The organism is Vagococcus sp. AM17-17, from assembly GCF_003471765.1.
In the GTDB taxonomy this organism is placed as follows: domain Bacteria; phylum Bacillota; class Bacilli; order Lactobacillales; family Vagococcaceae; genus Vagococcus; species Vagococcus teuberi.
On the sequence record NZ_QRJY01000003.1, the window covers coordinates 17,424 to 37,165 of the forward strand.

The 19,742-nt window shown below is 32.2% G+C and carries 14 protein-coding genes and 3 pseudogenes; 13 read left to right on the top strand and 4 right to left on the bottom strand.

Going from position 1 to position 19,742, the window contains the following annotated elements; genetic code table 11:
* Positions 1-294: 294 nt before the first annotated feature.
* Positions 295-765, top strand: a pseudogene (locus DW196_RS05805) (IS982 family transposase); the annotation flags it as partial.
* Between the two features lie 128 nt (positions 766-893).
* Here DW196_RS05805 and DW196_RS05810 read toward each other — a convergent pair.
* On the bottom strand, positions 894-1,283 hold the full coding sequence (locus DW196_RS05810; protein WP_118250594.1) for a tautomerase family protein: 390 nt from the start codon (positions 1,281-1,283) through the stop codon (positions 894-896).
* A 233-nt stretch (positions 1,284-1,516) separates the two neighbouring features.
* On the opposite strand from DW196_RS05810, the gene DW196_RS05815 reads away from it, so the two are divergent.
* From DW196_RS05815 to DW196_RS05845, 7 genes are all read left to right on the top strand, one after another.
* Complete coding sequence (locus tag DW196_RS05815) at positions 1,517-2,380, top strand: helix-turn-helix domain-containing protein (protein WP_233541930.1); 864 nt, start codon at positions 1,517-1,519, stop codon at positions 2,378-2,380.
* Between the two features lie 3 nt (positions 2,381-2,383).
* A complete protein-coding gene (locus DW196_RS05820) occupies positions 2,384-3,313 on the top strand; it encodes an FAD:protein FMN transferase (RefSeq protein WP_071456437.1) in 930 nt (309 codons plus the stop codon).
* Positions 3,314-3,329: 16 nt separating this feature from the next.
* Positions 3,330-3,938, top strand: coding sequence for an NADPH-dependent FMN reductase (locus DW196_RS05825; protein ID WP_118250595.1), 609 nt, complete (start codon positions 3,330-3,332; stop codon positions 3,936-3,938).
* Positions 3,939-3,950: 12 nt separating this feature from the next.
* Positions 3,951-5,153: an NADPH-dependent oxidoreductase gene (locus DW196_RS05830; RefSeq protein ID WP_071456439.1), complete on the top strand. Its 1,203-nt coding sequence runs from the start codon at positions 3,951-3,953 to the stop codon at positions 5,151-5,153.
* Between the two features lie 192 nt (positions 5,154-5,345).
* Entirely contained in the window at positions 5,346-10,697 is a 5,352-nt protein-coding gene (locus DW196_RS05835) for a S8 family serine peptidase (RefSeq protein ID WP_118250596.1), read from the top strand.
* Between the two features lie 150 nt (positions 10,698-10,847).
* Positions 10,848-11,201 carry a PTS glucitol/sorbitol transporter subunit IIA gene (locus tag DW196_RS05840; RefSeq protein ID WP_118250597.1) on the top strand — a complete coding sequence of 118 codons (354 nt, stop codon included), beginning with the start codon at positions 10,848-10,850 and terminating at the stop codon, positions 11,199-11,201.
* An 11-nt stretch (positions 11,202-11,212) separates the two neighbouring features.
* Positions 11,213-12,382, top strand: coding sequence for an AI-2E family transporter (locus DW196_RS05845; protein WP_071456442.1), 1,170 nt, complete (start codon positions 11,213-11,215; stop codon positions 12,380-12,382).
* Positions 12,383-12,545: 163 nt separating this feature from the next.
* Here the strand turns inward: DW196_RS05845 and DW196_RS05850 are convergent, their stop codons facing one another.
* On the bottom strand, positions 12,546-13,403 hold the full coding sequence (locus DW196_RS05850; RefSeq protein WP_118250598.1) for a LysR family transcriptional regulator: 858 nt from the start codon (positions 13,401-13,403) through the stop codon (positions 12,546-12,548).
* Between the two features lie 144 nt (positions 13,404-13,547).
* Here DW196_RS05850 and DW196_RS05855 point away from each other — a divergent pair, with 144 nt between their 5' ends.
* The gene (locus DW196_RS05855; RefSeq protein ID WP_071456444.1) at positions 13,548-13,838 is read left to right on the top strand and encodes a hypothetical protein; all 291 of its coding nucleotides are present in this window, start codon (positions 13,548-13,550) and stop codon (positions 13,836-13,838) included.
* A 17-nt stretch (positions 13,839-13,855) separates the two neighbouring features.
* Here DW196_RS05855 and DW196_RS11585 read toward each other — a convergent pair.
* Positions 13,856-14,556, bottom strand: a pseudogene (locus DW196_RS11585) (IS30 family transposase); the annotation flags it as partial.
* A 35-nt stretch (positions 14,557-14,591) separates the two neighbouring features.
* Here DW196_RS11585 and DW196_RS05860 point away from each other — a divergent pair.
* Positions 14,592-15,179: pseudogene (locus DW196_RS05860) on the top strand (transposase); the annotation flags it as partial.
* A 756-nt stretch (positions 15,180-15,935) separates the two neighbouring features.
* Here the strand turns inward: DW196_RS05860 and DW196_RS05865 are convergent.
* The gene (locus DW196_RS05865) at positions 15,936-16,109 is read right to left on the bottom strand and encodes a DUF2187 domain-containing protein (RefSeq protein ID WP_071456452.1); all 174 of its coding nucleotides are present in this window, start codon (positions 16,107-16,109) and stop codon (positions 15,936-15,938) included.
* Between the two features lie 236 nt (positions 16,110-16,345).
* Here DW196_RS05865 and nagA point away from each other — a divergent pair, with 236 nt between their 5' ends.
* The 3 genes from nagA (at position 16,346) to DW196_RS05880 (ending at position 19,633) form a co-directional block, all read left to right on the top strand.
* On the top strand, positions 16,346-17,497 hold the full coding sequence (gene nagA / locus DW196_RS05870; RefSeq protein ID WP_118250599.1) for an N-acetylglucosamine-6-phosphate deacetylase: 1,152 nt from the start codon (positions 16,346-16,348) through the stop codon (positions 17,495-17,497).
* Positions 17,498-17,559: 62 nt separating this feature from the next.
* On the top strand, positions 17,560-18,651 hold the full coding sequence (locus DW196_RS05875) for a Xaa-Pro peptidase family protein (RefSeq protein WP_118250600.1): 1,092 nt from the start codon (positions 17,560-17,562) through the stop codon (positions 18,649-18,651).
* A gap of 166 nt (positions 18,652-18,817) precedes the next feature.
* Complete coding sequence (locus tag DW196_RS05880) at positions 18,818-19,633, top strand: YusW family protein (RefSeq protein WP_118250601.1); 816 nt, start codon at positions 18,818-18,820, stop codon at positions 19,631-19,633.
* Positions 19,634-19,742: the final 109 nt, after the last annotated feature.

Here is a 19,742-nt window from a genome sequence, read left to right on the forward strand (position 1 = left end):
TAAGTGAATGAGTTAACTTAATAAGATGATGATTTTGGTAGTAATACGTAATCATCATCTTTTTATATGTTTTTGAAAATAGGCTGACCAAACAGTAACTTTTTAAATAAAAATCATTCAACTAATACAATAAAAATCCCATGAAATCAACGTTGTAATTAACGGATTTCATGGGATTTTTTCTATTTTAATACTTTTGAGTTAGCATACTTAAAATTATAAAGACTTTTTATGAATTGTAATATAAACCCGTGGTGCTAGTTAATTTTTGCCTAGAGGAAAATGTCTAAACAAGTTGGTAAATCAACAAAAAAATCTTATTTTTATGGTCTTAAAATTCATATGATCGTTACTAAGACTGGCTTTCCGATTACTTACTCAATCACGAATCCAGGTTTCCATGACGTGAAAGTGTTAGAGATTTTATCGGAAGAAGCGAATCTTTCCAATATCCTAGGGGACAAAGGATATATTAGCCATAAAATCCATGAAAAGCTTGCCCTTAAGGGCATTACTATATCCGTTCCGCCACGTAAAAACATGAATAAATCAGAAAAACTAGACCACAGCTTACTTGGAAAACAAAGAAAAACAGTTGAGACTGTTTTTTCTTCCTTAGAAAAATTAGGTTGTCAAAATTTCAACTCACGTTCTGTTAAAGGGCTAGAGAGTAGATTTGAAAGCATATTACTGGCTTACAGTGTTCTATTAAGTCGAGCACAACGACGTTTTGAAGTAACTTTGAGATATTCTTTAGGGTATTAAAATTAACTAGCACCACGGGTTATAAAATAAAAATGTTTAAGAAAATAGATTTGCCAATTTACTCATTTTTATATAAAACACGATAAGCAGTAACTTACTATTAATAAAGAATAAGTTACTGCTTATCGTTATAATTCTCCAGTTAAAAACTGTGCTTTACCAAATGCAAAGCTCCAATCCTCGTCATCATTTACAACTAGATTTATCATGATATCCTCACGTCTGATACCTAATTTACTGTTTAAAGCCTCAACTAAATTTTCATAAAAAGTTGTTTTTTGCTCGGTTGTTCTAGGTCTTGTTAAAAGGTTAAAAACTAAAATATTTTTTGATCGTTCAAACCCCAATCCTGTATCTGATATGTTCATTTCAAAAGGTTCATGCTGACTGACAATTTGGTATCTATCACCAATAGGTGCATCAAAGGCTTCTAACATCACTCTATAGGAAATTTTTAGAATTTCTTCTATTTCTTCTTGTTGTCGTCCTTTTATCATATCAATTTTCATTAATGGCATTAAAAGATTCCTCCCATAACTTAGTGATTAAAGTATCTCAAATTTAACCAACATAATCAAATTAAATGCATTAGTTTATTAAAAGTTAATCAAAAATATTTCTTTTATACTTAAAAATATATGGTTAGATATAAAAAAATATATATTATGATTTGACATAAATGTATAAAAGTAGTATGATTTTTCTATAGCATGTGAAAAGGTAAACAATAGATCGAAAGTAAGTGATGATAGTGAATATTGAACGTTTTATAGAAGCAAGGAGACAAAAAGGGTTTTCGCAAAATGACTTAGCAGAAAATATTTGCACGCAAGCAACGTTAAGTCGGTTTGAAAATAACTCTCAAGTTCCAAATTTAAAGATACTAATTAAACTGTGTGAAAGATTGGATTTACCTTTGAGTGAGTTGTTTCCTAAAGTTGGAATTCGATACACTGATGTAATTGAAATATTAAATCAAGCAGAATTTTTATTAATAACCAGCGAATATCAAAAAGCAAAGAATTTAATGGAAACAATTGATATTTGCAAAATCGAAGACAATGATATTTTGTTAAGGTATCATTATTTGACAGGTTTTTTAATGGTTTTTCAACATGCTAAAATTACCGATATTTTGTTTAATTTTGATCAAATTTTATTAGACAATGGAGAAACTGAAGATATCTATCATCTACTGGCTTATACTGGAATTGGGATGGTATTTGCCAGAGAGAATGATGTGGAAAAAGCAGAGTTTTATTTTAATAAAGTGTTGGAAAAAATCTATCGTTATCCTATAAAAAAAGTAGAAGATACTTGGCGAGTATTAAATATTGTCTATCAATGTGGTGAGTTTTATGCTAGCATTCATGAGCTCGAGGCTAGTAATGTTTTATTAAATTATGCGATAAAAATATGCTCAGATAATCACGTGACGTATTATTTAGCTCGTGCTGCGGCACAGCTTGCGCAAAATGCAATAGAAGAAAAGAAAGATAAAAATGACATTTTAGAATTAATTTACGATGCGAGAGCTTATGCCAAAATTAATCGTAATGAGATTAAGTTAAAAGAGTTAAAGCAATTAGAAATTGCTGTTAAGAAAGGATTGTAGGCCATGCAAAATAAAGTGGTCAAACAATTACATTTGATGGGAACAGTAATAGATATTACTGTAGTAGGAAATAAAGCGGAAGAAGTAGTTGAGAAGACAGTTAGAATGCTAGAGTATTATGAAAAAATGTTTAGTGCTAATGACGATACTTCAGAATTAATGAAAATAAACTTTAATGCTGGAAAAACAGATACCATGGTTTCTCCTGAGCTATACAATCTTATTTCCCTAGGCAAGTATCATAGTATTCAGGATGATAGTTTTTTAAATATAGCGATTGGCCCTTTAATAAAAGAGTGGAAAATTGGGTTTGAAGGAGCGTTAGTTCCATCAAAAGAAGTCATTGAAAGTCTATTAAGAAAAACCAATCCAGAAAAAATTATTTTAAGTCCTAATACACATAGTATTTATTTAGAGGATAAACAAATGGAGATTGATCTAGGTGCATTAGCAAAAGGATTCATTGCTGATAAAGTAGTTGAGTATTATAAACAACAAGATATAACGTCGGCTATTTTAAATCTTGGTGGTAATGTGGTGGTCTATGGAGAAAGTCATCATCCAGATGGTTATTTTAGAGTAGGAATCCAACATCCAACAGAACCACGCTCTCATTGTTTAGTAACTATTCAAGCTAAAAATGAATCGATTGTGACGTCTGGTATTTACGAAAGAACGCTAACAGTTGGAAAAACAATCTATCATCACATAATTAATCCAAAGACAGGATATCCAATCGAAACAGATGTCGCTAGTTTGACGATTATTTCTAAACGATCAGTTGATGGAGAAATATGGACAACACGTCTATTTGGTAAAAATACCAAAGATATTATTAGTACTGTGAATCAACTTGATGCTATTGAGTGTGTTGTTATAGATAAAACAAATAAAGTATTTACTTCAGAGATGATTAAAACAAAACTAATGTAAAGAGAGGAAGATTTTTATGGATAAGTATATAGCGATAGTAGGGACAAATTCTGATCAGTCAACAAATCGAAAATTATTGTACTTTATTAAAGATTACTTTAAAAACGAGGCAGATATTGAAATAATCGAAATCAAAGAGTTCCCTATGTTCAATAAACCTGACGATGGAAATTTACCAAGTATTGTAAAAGAAGTAGCGCAAAAAATAGAAGAGGCAGACGGTGTCATTATCAGTACACCGGAATATAATCATGCCGTTCCAGCAGCATTAATGAATGCGTTGAATTGGTTATCTTACAATATTTACCCATTTGTGGATAAACCAGTTATGATTACAGGAGCTTCATATGGTACGTTAGGTTCATCAAGAGCACAAAGTCATTTAAAACAAATGCTTGATTCACCTGAGTTAAAGGCTAGAACAATGCCGAGTTCGGAATTTCTATTAAGTCACTCACTTCAAGCTTTCGATGAAAGTGGAAAATTAGTAGATGAGGATCAAATTCAAAAATTACATAGTCTATTTTTAGACTTTAAGCATTTTGTCTATATGACCAATCAATTAATGAGTGCTCACAAACAAAATAAAAAAGAAGCAGAAAACTTTTCATGGGAAAATATTTAAGGAGGAAGTCAAATGAAACTAGTAGGAATTGTAGGATCAAATGCTGATAAATCATATAATCGTACGTTGTTACAATACATAAAAAAACACTTTTCTGATAAATTTGATTTAGAATTAATCGAAATTAAAGATGTTCCATTGTTTAATCAAAGTAATGATCAAACAAATACGCCAGTGATTCAGTCAATAAACCGTAAGATTTTAAATGCAGATGGGGTTATTATTGCAACACCTGAACATAACCATACAATACCAGCCAGTTTAAAGAGTGTATTAGAGTGGTTATCATTTAAAATACATCCACTAGAAAACAAACCAGTAATGATTATTGGTGCTTCATACTATGACCAAGGTTCTTCACGAGCTCAATTACATTTACGACAAATACTTGATGCACCAGGTGTTCATGCTCTAGTCATGCCAGGAAATGAATTTTTACTTGGAAAAGTACGCGAAGCTTTTGATGACAATAATAACCTAAAAGACGCTAAAACTGTTGAGTTTTTAAGTAATGTATTAGATAAATTTTTACGATATATTGAAGTAATATCTGAGTTAGAAGGAACGAAAAAGCCTGAACTGGAAAAAGAAGATTTATATTGCGAAGGGTCAATCGATACCACAATTGATGGAGTTGACAAAGGAGCTGATGACTGGGTTGAACAAGCATCAGAAAAAGTTCAAGCAGTAGAAGGTGATACTTATGTCAAATTAAATCGTGGTATATTAACGGTTAATCAGTTAAATCATTTCTTTGCCTCAATGCCTATGGAATTAACCTATGCAGATAATAATAATCAATTTTTATATTATAATTACACAAAAGAAGATAAAGATATGTTAGCCTCACGTCATCCAAGTCAAGTAGGGAACCCTCTAGCCTATTGTCATCCAGAAAAAGCATTAAACGGTGTGAATTGGGTTGTTCAGCAGTTACGATCTGGAGCTCAAGATTGCGTAAGAGTACATGTTCCAACGCATGGACCAGATAAATTTGTTGTACATAATTATCAAGCAATTCATGATGATGAAGGAAATTATGCTGGTATAAACGAATACATATTAGATTTTAAACCAATTGTTGATTGGTATTTAAAACAAACAGGTCAAACTTTAACACCAGGAACAGATACAGTCAGTGGAGCTTCAGAATCTTCCAAACATACTGCTTCATCTGATGCGGATGCAGTCTCAAGTGCGTCAAAAACAGAATAATAACTAGACAGTAAAAGACTAAGATGTTCTATCTTGGTCTTTTTTTTGTTCGCAAATAGTAAAGTTACTAGTATAAATTAGTTTATCCTATTGAAAATGAGAAAAAAGTTTATCATAATGAGAAAAACTTAATAAATAATAAACAATATTTTAATCATATTGTTGTTATTAAATAATAAAAGGGGTAGGTATATGAAACAGTCGGTTGTTAAACGTTCGGCACTGCTAGCGAGTAGTCTTTTGTTATTGTCCACGCCAGTTTTGGATGCAACGCTTGTATTAGCAAATGAAACGAGTAGTCAAAAGGAAACACAAACGAATCAAAAAAAGGTAGAAGAAAGTGTCAAAAATTTTTTGAATGAAGAAAAAGAATTGGCCAATAAAGCTGATGCAACTGACTTTTATACAAGAGTCAATGAACAGTTAAAAAATGAGGGACTAATCACAGAAGGTACATCTAACACAACTGTTGATAAAGAACAACGCATACGTGTAATGGTCCAGTTGGATGAGGATGTTGCTATAAATAAAGTTGACTTACCAACAGGTTCTAAACAATCTGTTCAGTCAATAGAAAAAGCGACAGATACAGTGGTCAAAAAACAATCGTCTGTAAAAGCAAAGATTGAAAAAATCGCAGGCTCAAAGGCCAAACGTTCATTTGGTTATTTGTTAAATGCGTTTTCTATTAATGTAAAAGTTGGAGACATTGAAAAAATTGAAGCACTAAGTGGTGTTGTATCAGTGACACCGGCTCAAGTATTTTATCCAACTGATACACATGCAAATGCAATTGCCGATGTACAAAAAGTTTGGGAAGAAAAGAAATTACATGGTGAAGGAATGGTTATCTCAATTATTGATAGTGGAATCGATCCAAGCCATAAAGATCTATTTTTATCCAATCCTGAAAGCGGTCCTTTAACTAAAGAAAGCGTTAAAAAAATGGATAAAGGAAAATACTTCAGTGAAAAGGTTCCATTTGGCTATAATTACGCAGATGGCAGCGATGATATTATAGATGTGGGTGATGCAGGGATGCATGGCCAACATGTGGCAGGTATTGCTGGATCAAACGGTGAAGTGAAAGGAGTTGCCCCAGAAGCTCAGTTACTTGCAATGAAAGTTTTTTCTAATAACAAAGAGTTGAAAGGCTGTTATACAGATGACATTATTGCGGCTATTGAGGACTCGGTTAAATTAGGAGCGGACGTTATTAATATGAGCTTAGGTTCTGTTAGCGCAAATACTGATCCAAACGACCCACAAAATCAAGCGATAAAACGTGCAAGTGATGCAGGTGTTGTGTCAGTTATTTCAGCAGGAAATAATAGTGTGAGTGGGACAAACGACATGCATGACACCCCCAAAAATCTATTAAATACGTCAGATATGAGTACAGTTGGAAGTCCCGGAGTCACTACTGAAGCGTTGACTGTTGCGTCATCAGAAAATTCTATTGTGACACTTGAAACATTGAAAGATACATTAGGTAATGCAGTCTTTAGTTCAGTGCCAGAACTAACAGATGGGTCAACGACCATATTTAGTAAAGTTGAAACACAATATGATGTGCTAAATCAAGAACGCGAATTAATAGATGTAGGATTTGGTAAAGCAACAGATTATACAGATGAGGTGAAAAAATCAGTAAAAGGTAATATTGCCTTGATACAGCGTGGCGAGATTTCATTTAGTGAAAAAGCAAAATATGCAAAAGAAAATGGTGCTGTTGCAGCATTTATCTATAATAATACGGATGGCATTGTACAAATGTCCTTAGATGATGCGGAGTATCCAACAATTGGTCTGTCAGATGTTGATGGAGACGTGTTATTAAAAGTAGCGAAGGATAAGAAAAAAGTAGCGTTCAATCTTGGAAAAGCTGAAGTTGACAATAAAATGTATGGTAAGATGTCAGATTTTAGTTCATGGGGACCAACACCTGAATTGAATTTTAAACCTGAAATATCTGCTCCTGGTGGTAATATTTATTCACTAGCTAATGGAAATAAGTATCAAACAATGAGTGGAACAAGTATGGCGTCCCCCTTTGTAGCTGGATCTCAAGCATTAATTTTGCAAGCCATAAAAGAGAAAAAACTTAACTTAAGTGGGAAAGAATTAGTGAAGTTTGCAAAAGATTCTGCTGTTAATACATCTGTTCCAATGTTTGATGTGAGTCATACAAAAGAAATTATTTCACCACGAAGACAAGGTGCAGGACAAATCAATGTATCCTCAGCAATTGAAAATGAAGTCAGTATCCTTTATACACCGACTAATGAATCAACGATTGCTTTAAAAGAAATTGGCCGTTCAACAACAATCGATGTGACGTTGACTAATCATAGTGATAAAGATAAAACGTATACAGTAAATGATTATGGTGGGGTCTACACACAGAGTACTGACGCTAATAAAGAAATCTATGATACAAAAATAGATAAAGCGAATCTAACAACAGATAACCAAACAATTGAGTTAAAAGCTAAAGAGAGTAAAACAGTTTCGTTTAATTTGACATTACCATTTTCTTTTTCAGAACAACAATTTGTTGAAGGCTTTATCGGATTTGATGGTGTGGATACACCTAACTTAGTTATTCCATACATGGGATTCTTTGGCACTTATTCTAAAGATAAGTCAGTCGATCCTTTGATTTTTCAAGAAGGTCATAGCGCACCGACAGCATCAGGATTTTTAGTAAGTAATGGCAATAATATTTTAGGAATGGTGAAAAATGAAAAAGGTGAGTCAGTTGTTGATCCAGATGCGATGGCTATTTCTCCTAAAAATAATGACGGTGTTCAAGATTATAGTATGCCATATTTATTTTTCAATCGTAATTTCTCACAAGCAACATATGACATTATAGATGATAAAGGTGACACAATAAAAGAGCTTTACATTTCTAAAAATGGTCGCAAAGATTTCTTTAATTCAGGAACAGGAAAGTGGACAACGCATGCCGTGTCTCAAGCAAAATGGACAGGAACATCATATAATAAAAAATCAGGCAAAGAAGAACAAGTACCAGATGGTCGTTACCAATACAAAGTAAGTGTTACTTCACAAAATGATGGTTCAATCCAAGAAACGTACATACCAGTAACAGTTGATAATACGAAACCAGAAATTAAACATGTCGAGGTAAGTAAAACAGGAACGCTACTAGTTGATGTAACGGATAATTTGTCTGGAGTGAAACCAGATGTTGTGGCTTTAAATGTAAATGGAAAAAATTACAAAATGGCTCTTAAAAAAGGTAGTAACAATGATAAACATCATCAGCAATATGAATCAACTCAACGAATATCTAGTGTCTTTTCTCAAGGGAAAAATCAAGTGACTCTTGGCGTGAGTGATATGGCCGGAAATATTGCTACCACAAGTATAGTTGCTCAACAAGGTGATAAAGAAAATATCTTAATTTATAATCTGTCACCAAATCAAACCATTAGCCAAAATACAGCGGGATATAATAAAGAGACTGGGAGCTTCACATTATCAGGTAGTTACAAGAATGATACAGTATTTTATGTAGATGGTGTTGAAGTCAAAACATCAGATAAGGGATTATTTGAAGTCAGTGTTCCGATTACAAAAGATAAAACCAGTATATTATTTACACAAGATAAAGAAGGTACTGACTTGTTTGGTGTGATGCCGGTAAAAGTGGATTTAGATGTGCCTGTTATAGAGATAAATGATTCATCTGACGGAAAAATAAATACTACAGATAGTCAATATACGTTATCAGGTCATATCAGTGATGCAACTGAAGCCTTGCTGTATAATCCTAAAACAGAAGAAAAAGTGCCATTAACATTAGATAACGGTTCGTTCTCTAAAGAGCTCTCACTAATTTATGGAGATAATTTATATTATGTTATCGCAGGGGATGAATCGGACAATCACACCACTCAACAGGTCGTCATTCATTCATCTAGTGCAACGAAAATTGATAAAAATATGATTAAATTTGATAATATCGATTCTAGTCTATCAGTGATAAATACGGATAGCACAGGATATGATAAAGATAATAAAACATTAACCATCACTGGTAAATTAGCCTACCCAGTCGCTAATTTTACATTAAATGGTGAAAAAGTACCTTATGATCCCACGACTTTAGCCTTTAGTTATCAAATGAAAAATATTTCAACAGGATCATATCGATTAACAGCTTACGTCCAAGATGATAAATTAAATCAAGGTAAGCCAGTTGTTAATTATGGCTATACTATTTGGGTGGATGACACCTTACCATCATTAACATTACATAACGTAGAGCAACAATCTGATGGGCGCTTAGTTGGGTTTACGAATCAAAATCCATATGTTGTTCAAGCCACGATAACAGATAATTTAACGGGTTATGATTTTAGTATAAATAATAATCATGTTTACACTGATCCAAGCTATACAACATTTAATGAGTCGTTCTTTGACAAAAGACCAAGTGTGGATGTTGATTATAAAGTGTCTCTTTTACCAGAAGCAACATCTAAAATGACAGCAACATTATCTGACTTAGTTGGAAATAAACAAACATTAGATTTTGATATGAATCATCACAAAGATGATACAATACCAACTCCAAGATTAGTAAGTAGTGATGGTAAACTAACACGTAAACCAGTCGTAATATCGTCTAGCAATGAGACTGATGTGGCTAATCATGCAGGTAGCTTTGAAAAGCCTAACTTGTATTACTCAACTGATAAAGAAATATGGACGGTTGTACCAAAAGATGTCAGCGTCAGTGAAAATGGAAACTACTACTTTAAGTATGCAGATAAATATGGAAATGAATCAGCAGTCTCAGAAATAAAAGTAGATAATATTCGTACCGAGATAAAATCACTCCCAACTATTTCACTTAGCTCATACGGTGGGAAAGAAGGAAAAGTGACAGTGACGATTGGTTTAACGACTGAGGATACTGATACTCATCTAACGTATAGTTTAGATGAAGGGAAAATGTGGAAAGAGTATAAAGAAGCATTTGACGTGACAAAAGATAGTGTATTACAAGTCAAATCAGTTGATACTGCGGGTAATGAAAGTCCCGTTTTAAGTGAAAATATCGTCGTAAAACCTAAACCAATCCAAAGTAAAGAAAGTACAACACAAACAGAATTAGAAAAAACAGATAAAAAAGATGGTGAGACACAGACATCAAATGAATTAGAAGAATCACCATCTAAAGAAGAAAAAGGTAAAGCAGAAAAAGAGCAAACGCCACCTTTTGAAAATCAAGAAAAAGAAGATAAAAAAATAGCAGAAAAAGAAGAGAATCAAAAAGAAAAAACTAGTCAACTATCGCAAGAGTCAATTGGATTCATTTCTAATGAAACGGTGAAACGAGCGAGTAATGTATCATCTAATCAAACGCAGGAAACCTTAAAATCACTTTCTAAAAATCACTTACCCAAAACTGGTGATGCATCAAATAAAAAAGTAGTGATAATTGGTATACTGATGTTATCGTTAGTATCAATTGTATGGCTCAATAAACGAAAAAAGGAGCAGTAAACTAAATAGATGCCGATGAAAGAGGGAGGAATTTAATTCCTTCTTCTTTTTTAAAAGGTTTTTAAATAATCTAGCATAAAATGAGAGTCTTTGTTGTGATTGTGGTATAGTTAAATTATAAAATATTAAAAAAGTGGGGAAGATATCGATATGATTAAATCAGTTGTCAAACAAATTGGGGAACACGCAATGGATGCTAAAGATGAAATGATTATTTTATTTGGAGAAAAAGTGACAGAAGAAATTGAAAAAGTTTCTGTTATTCAACAAGTTGAAACAAGTGGGCCATTTAATCTAGAAGTTGGTGACACCATTTTATTTGATGACCAAGAGTACTATATAGTTAAAATTGGGTCTGTTTCAAATAGACACTTAGAATCTATGGGACATGTAACATTGATGTTCAAAGATCCAGAAGGTATGGATGAACTATCAAATGCGATTTATCTGGAACCATATACGTTCCCTAAAATCAATGAAGGGACTATTATTACATATCGTTAGGGGGAAGATAGGTGAAGTTAAAAAAAGAGGGAAGTCCTAAGTCTTTATTCTATCGTTTGTTTTTAAACAACAAGCTAGTAACAGGCTTAATGGTTGTATTGTTAATACTACTCATACTATTAGTATTTACTAAAGTATCTGACTTATTTACACCGGTCGCACAATTTTTAGGCATTGTTGGTGTACCAATCATTGTTTCAGGTTTACTGTACTACTTGCTAAATCCAGTAGTCAATTTTTTTGAAAAACGTGGCATAAAACGCGTTTATACCATTAGTTTACTTTTTATTACTATTTTAGGTTTAATTATTTGGGGAATTGTTATTCTTGTTCCAAAAATTGAATACCAAACAAAAAGTTTTATTTCAGAATGGCCACATTATTGGGATGTTATTGAACGAAAAACCACAGAGTTCGTATCTTTACCTGCTCTGAGTCAATTTAGTGAGCCTTTTGAGAAATACTTTAATGAACTAACAAATTCTATTAGTAGTCTAGCAAAAACTTTATCTAAAACAACATTTAACAGTTTAGGTAATATCGTCGGAGCGGTAGCAAATGTTGTTGTGACTGCTATTACTGTACCGTTTATTTTGTTCTATTTATTAAAAGATGGCCGGCAATTAGTTCCGTACATTACGCCAGCTATTCCAATAAAAATGCGAAAGCCAACACTTAAAGTGTTAGAAGATATTAATAAACAATTATCTTCTTACGTACGAGGTCAAGTAACAGTAGCATTTGCTGTTGCGGTAATGTTTATGATTGGTTTTAGTGTTATAGGACTTGAATATAGTGTGACGTTAGGTATATTAGCAGGTTTGTTAAATTTAATTCCTTATATAGGATCTGCTCTAGCAACAATTCCGGCGATTATATTAGCCTTTGTTAGTGGTCCTAAAATGTTAATTGCTGTGATTATAGTATTTATTATTGAGCAAACAGTTGAAGGACGTGTAATTTCACCTTTAATTTTAGGCAGTCAGTTAGATATTCATCCTATAACGATTATTTTTGTCTTGTTATCAGCTGGTAAATTATTTGGTGTATTAGGAGTGATATTAGGTATACCTGGATATGCTGCTATGAAAGTGGTTGTCATTCATGTGTTTAATTGGTACAAAGAAGTATCAGGTTTGTATGAAGAAGAACAAGAGGAAGAAACACCAAGTGTGACTTAAAAAAGTCCAGGAAATTTGATTTCCTAGACTTTTTTATTTTGTCTAAAAACTTTAAGTAGATAGTAATACCTTTCTCACATTTATCTTAAAAAAGATTCATAAATAAGTGTTTTAATAATACTGTTCTTGGCTAAGAAAAAAAGAGATATAGAGACCTAATCACTTAATTAAACGATAGAAACTCAGTTAATATTTTTGGGAAGTACCTATTTTTTAAGTAAACCCATTGATATGAGTAAGTAAGAGTAGGAAGTGTCACTTCATGTATATAAATATTTTTAGGTAATTCTCGTAGTAAAAATTCTGGAATAAAACTAACACATTGATTGGTTTTAATCAATTGTAAGAGCAGTTTCACATCTGCACAGCTTGTAATGTTTTTTTTGCAGCCAATCGAATTGTTTAACCAAAGAGTCAATTCTTTATACAATTTTTCATCTTTGTGTAGAGGTAAGATAATATCTTTTGACTGACGTAATATTTCATTCATTGTCCAATGCTCATCATAATTATCAGAGTAAACGAGGTAAACAGGAACCGTTTCTTTGTTAATTGAAATAAATTCATCCTCATTGAGGGCATAGTGAGTTAGAGCAACGTCAATTTGTCTTGCTTCCAACATTTCTTGCAATGTAGCTTGATCGTTTTGAAAAATATTCAATTTAATATCTGGATATGTTTTTGAATAGTTTTTAATAGTTGAATATAAAATGGTTGATAGTAGTGCGTCGACGCCAATATTAATCGAACCAAGTATTCCAACGTTACTATCTTGTATGCGTTGTTTGGCTTGATTGATTTGGGCGGTGATGGACAGTGCTTCATCATACATAATACACCCACTAGGAGTGAGGTGATGTTGTTTTTTATGTCTTTCTATTAGAATTGTACCTAACTCAGTTTCTAGTTGCTTTAACATTTGACTTAAAGCTGATTGAGCAATATTAAGTTTTTTTGCGGCATCAGAGATAGTATTTGATTCTGCTATGGCAATAAAATAAGTTAGTTGTCTGATATCCATTTGATTATCTCCTTTCGTATTAGAAAATAATTAAAAAATTAGATAATTTTAATGATATCAAAAAAATGGATAAACGTCATTAATTAATTGGATAGAACGTTAAAATAGAATATAGATTTTATTAAAGTTGAAGGGAAGAATGTTATGAAATCAGAAGAGCTTAAAAAAGAAGATACAATAAATCGTATTGTAGAAACTATCGAGAAAATGGATAAGCATTTGGCTGATTATGAAAAAGAGGAAAAAACAACACAAAACAGATTAAAAGAATGGTTTTTTGAAAAAGAAGCCTTACATGATATTCGCCATATTTTACATGAAATTGATAAATATGAGAATGATGACTACAAAGAATTACGACCAGTAGATGAAAATTTTATGGAGCTTGGATTGGATGCACAAACTGCTTCTTTTATGAGAGATTATTTTTGTTAATATAAACATTTCATTTGTCAAATTAAGCTAGACAAAATATCATTGTTCATATAACTCAAACAGGCTTCTAACGGTGTTTTATAGTTTAATGATTTTCTAGGAATATTATTTTTTCTTGAAATAATAGAATGAATGAGCGTAACATCAACTTCGTTGAAATCCATTTGTTTAGGTAATCAATCTTGACGTAGTAACCCATTAGAATGTTCGTTTAAACCTCTTTGGGAGGGGGTCCAAGATTAGGAAAATAGATATTAGTATCATTTGAATTACTAATTGATTTCCAATTAGAAAAATTCCTTACCATAATCAAATATGATAGATTTAAACAAGTGCTTAGAAATATTTTGAAACCATTCATTTAAGCAATTTTCAATATCTGTGGATTGTCTACCTGCTAGTTCCAAAGTAATAATAACTTTTGATAGACTCTCGACTAGTGTCATAATAGCACTTTTATGATTTTTTCCAACAATAGTGTCACCTTATTCCTTATTTCGATGATGAATAGTTCTTTTAAAGGCTTGTTTCCCTCTTTTTTCTGGTTTTCTTTTACCTCTCATTTGTAAAGAAGAGACATCAAAATCGCCTCTTTTAAATAAACGATAAAGAGTACGAGCAGGACAAGAAATGAAAACTCAGGACGTCCAACAATCACATCGGGGGTCCAACCTTTAACCTCTTTCTTTTGGATATAATCTTTTTCGTTATCAGGTAGACCGTCTACCTTTTAAAATATATTATGGAGAATGAAATTTAATCATACCTAGAGATAGAAATGGTGAATTTTCTCAACAAACGCTACCAACTTATAAAAGAATAGATGATTCCTTGGAAACGACTATTATTCAACTGTTTCAAAAAGGAATAACGATGTCTGAAATCTCTAATCTAATTAAAAAAATGTATGGTCATTATTACAGACCACAAACCATTTCCCACATTAGTAAAATGGTATCTGGAGATATTTTAGCTTTTAAAGAAAGACCTTTAGAAGATAAATACTCAGTCATTTTTATAGATGCTACCTATCTTCCTTTAAAGAGACAAACCGTATCAAAAGAAGCCATTTATATTGTGATTGGTATTCATAGTGTTTATCCAAATGCTCAATTTCAACAATGTTGTGTTGATGTCTTTAGAAATATTTCTCATAAAGATCGAGTGAAAGATAGAAAGGAAATCTGTGATGATTTTAAAGCTGTTTATCAATCTGCTTCAAAAGAAAAAGCCATTGAACAAGTAACTTTTATGACAGATAAATGTAAAAAGTAGTATCCACGAGTCGTTACATTACTCATTAATCCTGCTATATTAACTTTTTATAACTTTCCTTCCTCTTGATTGTGGCATTCGAAAAGACTGTTTTTAATAGTTGACCGTAACTTACTTTCATGTGCATGACCAAAAATCTTACTTTAAACGTTCTTTTCTGGAATACTTCATAAAGTAAGAAACCGACTTATGTCATCTTTTATCAGGTAAAATATCGATTATTTTTTTAGATGTCGCATCAGCACAAATAAATGTCATTCCAGTATGACAATTAGAAATATAGCTAAACTAATCTACACAAAGAGCCGTAGGCAAGAATTTAAAAGTAGGTTGCTAATTATGGGTAAATGATAATAACACATATTTAACAATATTTTCAAAGACACTGTGCATTTTGCGATTTCTTTACGTGATCGATTTTTAACGGATTGATAAATTCCACATTTCTTGCATTGTTTATCTTTATTCACTAATCGACCTGTAATCATGTTAACTGAGAGGTTGTTTCTCGCTTCACGAGACAACCAATTCTCATTCAAAATATAAGAGAATCATCTGTTAAATTGAGTAGTTTTTTTGTATTATTATCCACAGGAGGATTCTCTTTTGTAATGTTAGTTATAGACGACTTAATTTTACTAATAAGAATGCCCTTTTTTTATACTTAAAAAAAAATCGTATTGACAGTATTTAGTCTATCAATACGATTTGGTATACAGCTATTATAAAGGAACGTGCTATTTTTTCGTCAAAAAACGGAACAAAATCAAAAATAATTTTGTTCCTTTTAATTTTCGTTAAGAGACTTTTAGGTCAGCCTCTTTATTTTTGTTTAATATCTTTTTTACTAATAACAATTCTACCTAAATATTTTTCTTTTAATTCTTCATCTGGATTATTTACATCGATTAAAACTGAATTGTCGTATTCTTTTTCAATGACACCTTCATAGTTACTTCCTTGCCATTTAAAGAACACTTTTTCTTGAGTATCCATACTAATCTCTCCCATATCATCCAAAAATAAAAAACACTGTAATAATTATTTCTGTATTATAACATTAAAAAAGCAAAAAGTGGAATAAAAACCTTTTTATTTTATCACTATCAATCATATATAAATACACAGTACACTAAAAAAAGTGAATTTTACGAAAAGTCTAGACCATTTGTTGACTAATGATGTAAAGAGTGATAATTTTAAAGTATTAATAAAAGAAAGAAGTGTTGGCAATGAAAAAAGTGATTTACGCTGATAAATTTTTTTTAGCAAGTGGTGAAACAGGACCTGGTTTTTTAATGATTAAAGACGGTATTTTTGGCGAAATATCATCAGAAAATCCTGATATAGATGCAGAGTTAGTAGACCTATCGGGTAAATGGGTGGCACCAGGATTAGTTGATACGCATATTCATGGGTATAAAAATCATGATGTCATGGATAATGATGCTGAAGGAATTAAAGTAATGTCAGAAGCCTTATTATCATGTGGAGTCACATCATTTTTACCGACAACGTTGACTTCAGATCATGAACGATTAAAAAACGTTGCCAAAACAATCGGCGAAATAAAAGATGACGTTAAAGGTGCAAAAATTCAAGGTATTTATTTTGAAGGCCCTTTTTTTACTGAAGAACATAAAGGTGCTCAAAATCCTGGTTATTTTTCAGATCCAAGCATTGAGGTATTTAATGAATGGCAAGAAGCTTCGGGTGGCATTATCAAAAAAATAGCTCTCGCTCCTGAACGTGAAGGTGTGAAAGAATTTGTCCAACAAGTAACAGACAGTGGTGTTGTTGTGGCATTAGGGCATAGCAATGCAACTTTATCTCAAGCAAAAGACGTAGTAGAATCAGGTGCTAGCGTATTTGTTCATACATATAATGGTATGCGTGGTTTAAACCATCGTGAACCAGGTATGGTTGGAGCGGCACTTAGTTTAGAACATGTTTTTTCAGAATTAATTTGCGATGGACATCATGTTCATCCAACTGCTGCTGAAATACTAATGGATTCGACTGGTAGAGATCATGTGGCATTAATTACTGACTGCATGATGGCAGGTGGTATGCCGGATGGGGAATACATGTTGGGTGAGTTTAATGTGACGGTTAAAGATGGAACAGCTAGAATGAGAGAAGGAAACTTAGCAGGAAGCATTTTAAAATTAAAAGAAGCTATCAAAAATGTTGTTGATTGGGGAATTGCAACACCATCAGAAGCTATAATGATGGCAACTTATGTGCCAGCAGTTAGCTGTAAAATGGATGATGTTTGCGGTATGATAAAACCTGGTAGAGCTGCAGATTTTATCGTATTAGATAAATCAATGAATTTAGAAGCAACATACCTAGACGGTGAATGCCGTTATGAAGTACAATAAACTAAGTAGAACGGTAGAGTTTTCTACCGTTTTTTTATTCAAGAAAAAGGAGTCGAAGTGTAATGAATAATGAACGAATGAATCGTGTGCTAAAAGAGATGGCACAACAATATTTACCACAATTAGTGGTATCAGATCAAGCCTCTATTTCGTATTTAACTGGTCAATCAATCGATCCGGGTGAGAGATTGGTTGCATTAATTATAAGAGAAAATGGACATCATGTTGCAGTTATAAATAGACTTTTTCCTGTTTCAGAATCTGATTTAGGTATGCCGATTATTGCGGTTGATGATACAGACGAAGGAATGGGTGTATTAAAGTTAGCTAAAGAATTAGATAAATCACAACCAATTGCAGTCGAAAAAAATTGGGCTGCTCATTTTCTGTTAGATATTATGAAAGAAATAGATGTACCAATCAGTCAGTATACATTAAGCTCTAATGTCATAGATAAAGTCAGAGCAATCAAAACAGAAGATGAGATAGAAAAAATGTTAGACGCTTCTCATGATAATGATTTAGCTGTCCACCAGTTAATTGGATTAATACCAGAAGAGTTAACAGAATTAGAAATGACAAAACGTCTAGAGAAAATTTATCACGATTTAGGAAATGATGGCTTTTCTTTTGAACCAATCGTAGCATACGGAGCAAATGGTGCAGATCCACATCATATGAATGATGATTCTGTTGTTAAAGCGGGTGATAGTATTATTTTAGATATTGGTGGCATAAAAAATGGGTACTGTTCTGATATGACACGTACAGTTTTCTATAAAGAAGTTTCTGAAAAAAGTCGCGATGTTTATGAGACAGTGTTAGAAGCCAATAAACGTGCTATTGCAACTGTAAAACCAGGGGTACGTTTATGTGATATCGATGCGGCAGCAAGAGATTATATTGAATCCAAAGGCTACGGTGAATATTTTACACATCGAACAGGTCATTTTATTGGGACTGAAGTTCATGAAGCAGGAGATGTATCAGCAAGTAATACAAACAAAGTATCAGAGGGTATGATTTTTTCTATTGAACCAGGTATTTATATTCCAGGTGAGGTAGGTGTACGAATTGAAGATTTAGTTGTTGTAACCAAAGATGGATGCAAAATATTAAATGAATACCCAAAAGAATTAATTATTATTGATTAAAACATTTAAAATTATTTTTATAAAGAGTCGTTCAATTAACTTGAAAGGTTGATTCAACGGCTTTTTGTATTATTCAACTATTTTTTAAAGACTATTTGACAAATAGTATTATTCATAATACAGTAGTATCATAAGAATAGTATATAAACATTTAGGAGGAAAAGGTATGTTTAAAAAGAAATTTACTAAACTAACAATATTATCATTAGTAACATTATCAATTGGAGGTTCAGCGTTAGTTTTCAGTACACAAAGTGTAGATGCGAAAACAGTTGTTTCTCAAACAGCAAGAAAATCAGTGCTTACATTTACTAAAGCTGATTTAGAAAGAGCAACAAAGATTAAATTGTCAGTGTCAAACGTTCAAAAAATGTATAATTTATTATCTGAAACTGATACTTGGAAAGAATTAGGATACAATGATTCTCAAGCAGCTAAGATAGCACAACGTGTTTCATTAAGCTCACGTCAATCCCAAGGTATCTTAAAAGATATGCTAAACAATGCAAACGTTGAATTCAAAGTAGTTTATATGAATACTGGATGGTTTGAACGTGTAAATATTGGTTCTGAAGTGGTAACGGAGAATGTGCCAGAAGTTGAAGCACTAGAAACTGAAACGCTGGATTCAGAAACACCTGAAGTACCAGCAACTGGTACATTAGATAAAAACATTAAAGAAATTGAAATCGAAATCGACTACCGTGTAAAAAACAAAGACATTAATTTAGATGTTGATGTTAAAAAAGACGGTCGTGTAAAAGCTGAGTTTGAAAATGAAGCAACAAGAACAAAAGTAAAAGGCGATCAAGCCGAAGCGTTTGTGATTGATATCTTTGATAGTGTAGATGTTCGTACTATGTCTAAAAATGATATTAAAAATCATGTGTTAAACAAGTTAAATGCAGATAAAAACTTCAAGAAATTTGATTTCAAAGTGAAATACTTTGATGAATCAAAAGTTGATTTTAAAATTAAATAAGACATTTTTTGTCGTCTAACCAATTGGAGTTACTATAAAGTAAAGTTAAACTTATTTTATAGTAACCTTTTTTATTATAGATAGTGTTTATCTTTTGATGGAATTCGTG

What these genes read in the sequence shown, in the direction of transcription:
- DW196_RS05865 (WP_071456452.1), bottom strand. Translation starts at nt 16,109, where the DNA reads ATGGATACTCAAGAAAAAGTGTTCTTTAAATGGCAAGGAAGTAACTAT.
- DW196_RS05850 (WP_118250598.1), bottom strand. Translation starts at nt 13,403, where the DNA reads ATGGATATCAGACAACTAACTTATTTTATTGCCATAGCAGAATCAAAT.
- DW196_RS05835 (WP_118250596.1), top strand. Translation starts at nt 5,346, where the DNA reads ATGAAACAGTCGGTTGTTAAACGTTCGGCACTGCTAGCGAGTAGTCTT.
- DW196_RS05880 (WP_118250601.1), top strand. Translation starts at nt 18,818, where the DNA reads ATGTTTAAAAAGAAATTTACTAAACTAACAATATTATCATTAGTAACA.
- DW196_RS05855 (WP_071456444.1), top strand. Translation starts at nt 13,548, where the DNA reads ATGAAATCAGAAGAGCTTAAAAAAGAAGATACAATAAATCGTATTGTA.
- DW196_RS05825 (WP_118250595.1), top strand. Translation starts at nt 3,330, where the DNA reads ATGGATAAGTATATAGCGATAGTAGGGACAAATTCTGATCAGTCAACA.
- DW196_RS05875 (WP_118250600.1), top strand. Translation starts at nt 17,560, where the DNA reads ATGAATAATGAACGAATGAATCGTGTGCTAAAAGAGATGGCACAACAA.
- DW196_RS05830 (WP_071456439.1), top strand. Translation starts at nt 3,951, where the DNA reads ATGAAACTAGTAGGAATTGTAGGATCAAATGCTGATAAATCATATAAT.
- DW196_RS05820 (WP_071456437.1), top strand. Translation starts at nt 2,384, where the DNA reads ATGCAAAATAAAGTGGTCAAACAATTACATTTGATGGGAACAGTAATA.
- DW196_RS05810 (WP_118250594.1), bottom strand. Translation starts at nt 1,283, where the DNA reads ATGCCATTAATGAAAATTGATATGATAAAAGGACGACAACAAGAAGAA.
- DW196_RS05840 (WP_118250597.1), top strand. Translation starts at nt 10,848, where the DNA reads ATGATTAAATCAGTTGTCAAACAAATTGGGGAACACGCAATGGATGCT.
- nagA (WP_118250599.1), top strand. Translation starts at nt 16,346, where the DNA reads ATGAAAAAAGTGATTTACGCTGATAAATTTTTTTTAGCAAGTGGTGAA.